The organism is Cupriavidus sp. HMR-1, from assembly GCF_000319775.1.
Lineage (GTDB): Bacteria > Pseudomonadota > Gammaproteobacteria > Burkholderiales > Burkholderiaceae > Cupriavidus > Cupriavidus metallidurans.
Window position 1 is genome coordinate 1 of the sequence record NZ_ANKP01000154.1, and the last position, 3577, is coordinate 3577.

The 3577-nt window shown below is 65.9% G+C and carries 3 protein-coding genes and 1 pseudogene; 2 read left to right on the forward strand and 2 right to left on the reverse strand.

Going from position 1 to position 3577, the window contains the following annotated elements; translation table 11 throughout:
- Both D769_RS31905 and gatC read right to left on the reverse strand, forming a co-directional pair.
- A pseudogene (locus D769_RS31905) lies at window positions 1-177 on the reverse strand (Asp-tRNA(Asn)/Glu-tRNA(Gln) amidotransferase GatCAB subunit A); the annotation flags it as partial.
- A 51-nt stretch (window positions 178-228) separates the two neighbouring features.
- Window positions 229-528, reverse strand: coding sequence for an Asp-tRNA(Asn)/Glu-tRNA(Gln) amidotransferase subunit GatC (gene gatC / locus D769_RS18405; protein WP_008648047.1), 300 nt, complete (start codon window positions 526-528; stop codon window positions 229-231).
- Between the two features lie 965 nt (window positions 529-1493).
- Here gatC and D769_RS18410 point away from each other — a divergent pair.
- Both D769_RS18410 and mreC read left to right on the forward strand, forming a co-directional pair.
- Complete coding sequence (locus tag D769_RS18410) at window positions 1494-2537, forward strand: rod shape-determining protein (RefSeq protein ID WP_008648066.1); 1044 nt, start codon at window positions 1494-1496, stop codon at window positions 2535-2537.
- Between the two features lie 142 nt (window positions 2538-2679).
- The coding region (gene mreC, locus D769_RS18415; RefSeq protein ID WP_008648067.1) for a rod shape-determining protein MreC at window positions 2680-3577 on the forward strand (898 nt) is incomplete at its 3' end.

The window sequence follows — 3577 nt, forward strand, 5'->3', positions numbered from 1 at the left end:
GGCGCGGGCCTGGGCCAGGGTCAGTTCGGGGTCGACGGCGACGAACGCATTGAGGGCGCGGCCGGCCTCGATGCGGGCCAGGTACTCGCGGGCGAGTTCCTCGGCGGAAACGGAGCGCGCCGCCAGGGCATCGGCGATCTGGCGCAGGGAAGTCACGGAATCAGCTGAAAAGGGCATGTCGATGATGGCGTCTGGGTGGTGGGCAACGTGGTATCGGAGACCGCGTTGTCACTCGATGACCTTCGGCACCAGGTAGAGGCCGTTTTCGGTGGCTGGCGCGGGGCGCTGGTAATCGGCGCGGCGGTCGGATTCCGTGACGGCGTCCTCGCGCAGGCGCTGGGCGATGTCGCGCACGGCGGACAGCGGGTGCGCCAGCGGCTCGATGCCGGTGGTGTCCACCGCCTGCATCTGCTCCACGAGCGAGAAGAAATTGTTCAGTTGCGCAAGCGTTTGCTCGGCCTCGGCATCGCTAGTTTCGATGCGGGCCAGATGCGCGATGCGCTTGACGTCGGAGAGTGCGAGAGCCATGGCGTGATGCGGCGCGTGCGCCGGGTTCGGTCCGTTGGACTGGAAGTATCTTGGCCGGATTCGGGGGTGCCGGCCATCTGGGGGCCGGAAGGGCGCTTCGGGTGGCACGGCGGCGGGGTGGCCAGGGCGTGCCGGACTGGTGCGCCCGGGGAGGCGCCCCAGGATCGTCGAAGTTACAAGTTTTTCCGGGGCCAAACGCCCCGAAACAGCGAGAATTATAAGGTATGATTATGCGTTGCAGATTCCCCGCAACGCGCGCTCCACTTCGGATGGGCAGGGATGCCCGATGGTGACGCCGTCGGCACAGTCCAGGCGGTTTTCGCGGTCGACCAGAACGGCCCCGAGACCCGGAACGGACCACTTCCGAGCGTCGGCCGTCGTAGCCGTGCAACACTGGCGGCGCATGATTGCCGTCGGCGCCATACAACAGGGGGACGCACTATCCGGTACAGCGTGGAAGTCCGGCGCGTATTGGACACGGGGTTGCGCGGTGACCATCCTGCGATATGCAGAGGGAAATCATCGCATTTTCAGTCGTAACAATCAGGTTCCTCCGATTAGGCTACTGCCACACGTCAGGTGTATTTGACCTGTCCGGCGCATCTGGCGGCGAACTTTCGCGCAGAGTCTAATCAAAGGTTCCCGTAAGGGGTGCTAACAAAGCGAAGCCTGGTGGGTCTGGCCGGGCGCGGTGAAGGCGTTTGTCCATCGCCGCGCTGCCAGAATCGCCAGAGTCGTTTTGTTAGCACCTCTCGGTTCGGCGCGTGCAGGTCTGCGCCGTTTGCGGAGCGCCGCGGACCGCCGATCCGGCGTGCCAGCGGCATCGGGGCGTGCCAGCATGGCTGGCGCGGGCCGCACGCACCGGGGAGCCGTGAACCATCACCCTTGCAAACGATTCGTGGCCGGGCCGCAGGCGGCGCCGGCCGCTTCGCATACCCGCGAAACAACAGAAGACAGGATTCCTGATGTTCGGATTTCTCCGCAGCTATTTCTCCAACGACCTGGCCATCGACCTGGGCACCGCCAACACCCTGATCTACATGCGCGACAAGGGCATCGTCCTGGACGAGCCGTCGGTCGTGGCTATCCGTCAGGAAGGCGGCCCCAACGCCAAGAAGACGATTACCGCGGTGGGCAAGGAAGCCAAGCAGATGCTGGGCAAGGTGCCAGGCAATATCGAGGCCATCCGCCCGATGAAGGACGGCGTCATTGCCGACTTCACCGTGACCGAGCAGATGCTCAAGCAGTTCATCAAGATGGTGCACGACTCGAAGCTGCTGCGTCCGAGCCCGCGCATCATCATCTGCGTGCCGTGCGGTTCCACCCAGGTGGAACGCCGCGCCATCCGTGAATCGGCCCTGGGCGCCGGCGCCAGCCAGGTGTACCTGATCGAGGAGCCGATGTCGGCGGCGATCGGCGCCGGCCTGCCCGTGTCGGAGCCGTCGGGCTCGATGGTCGTCGATATCGGCGGCGGTACCACCGAGGTGGGCATCATCTCGCTGGGCGGCATGGTCTACAAGGGGTCGGTGCGCGTGGGCGGCGACAAGTTCGACGAGGCGATCGTCAACTACATCCGCCGCAACTACGGCATGCTGATCGGCGAGCAGACCGCCGAAGCGATCAAGAAGGAAATCGGCTCGGCCTTCCCGGGTTCGGAAGTCCGCGAAATGGAAGTCAAGGGCCGCAACCTGTCCGAAGGCATTCCGCGCGCGTTCACGGTGTCGTCGAACGAAATCCTCGAAGCGCTGACCGATCCGCTGAACCAGATCGTCTCGGCCGTGAAGATCGCGCTGGAACAGACCCCGCCGGAACTGGGCGCCGACATCGCCGAGCGCGGCATGATGCTGACCGGCGGCGGTGCGCTGCTGCGCGACCTGGACCGTCTGCTGGCCGAGGAAACCGGCCTGCCGGTGCTGGTGGCCGAAGACCCGCTGACCTGCGTGGTGCGCGGCTCCGGCATGGCGCTGGAGCGTATGGACAAGCTCGGCAGCATCTTCTCGTACGAGTAATGCAACCGGACCCGGCAACGTGGTGAGTCGCGTCGCCGGATCCTCCTCCATCTTGAACGTTTTCTCCGCCAGCCCGGCCCGCCCCGTCCCGCAAGGGACGGGGCGTCGCGCTGGCGGATTGGCATCGCCTGCGCACGGGTAAATGGATTACTCTCCACCGCCGCTCTTCAAGCAAGGCACGTCCGCCGTTGCGCGTCTGGTTATCTTCGTGACGATCGCGCTGGTGCTGCTGATCGTCGACGCGCGCTTTGACGCCATGCGCAACGTGCGCCAGGTAGCTGCCACCGTGCTGATGCCGGTGGAGCGTCTGGTGCTGGTGCCGCGCGACGCCATCCGTGGCGTCTTCGACTATGCCCAGTCTTCCGTCGAACTGGCCAACGAGAACCGCGAACTGCGGCGTGCGGCGCTCGAGCAGGCCAACGCCTCGGTACGCCAGGCCCAGCTCGAATCCGAGAACAACCAGCTTCGCAAGCTGCTGAACCTGACGCAGCAATCGACCACGCCGGTGACCCCGGCGGAAATCCTCTACGACGCCCGGGACCCTTACAGCCAGCGCATCGTGATTGACCGCGGCAGCATGCAGGGCCTGCGCGCTGGCTATCCGGTCATCGACGAGCGCGGCGTGATCGGCCAGGTGACGCGCGTTTCCCCGTTCCAGTCGGAAGTCACGTTGCTGACCGACAAGGAACAGGCGATCCCGGTCCAGGTGGTGCGCAACGGTCTGCGCAGCGTGGCCTTCGGCGGCTCACGCGCCGGTCTGCTGGACCTGCGCTTCATGGCGGCATCGGCCGATCTGCAGCAGGGCGACCTGCTGGTGACGTCGGGCCTCGATGGCACCTATCCGCCTGGCCTGCCAGTGGCGAAGATCGTCCAGATCGAACGCAAAGCCGATACGGCGTTCTCCCGCGTGTATTGCGAGCCCGTGGCCGGTGTGCGTTCGCATCGCCAGCTGCTGGTGGTGCGCTATGAGTCGGGCCTTGCCCCGCGCCCGCCGGATGCAGCCACGTCGCAGAAGGCCGAGCGCGGCGCGCGGTCGGCGG

Excerpts from the sequence above, each read along its gene's own strand:
- gatC (WP_008648047.1), bottom strand. The coding sequence starts at position 528 with ATGGCTCTCGCACTCTCCGACGTCAAGCGCATCGCGCATCTGGCCCGC.
- D769_RS18410 (WP_008648066.1), top strand. The coding sequence starts at position 1,494 with ATGTTCGGATTTCTCCGCAGCTATTTCTCCAACGACCTGGCCATCGAC.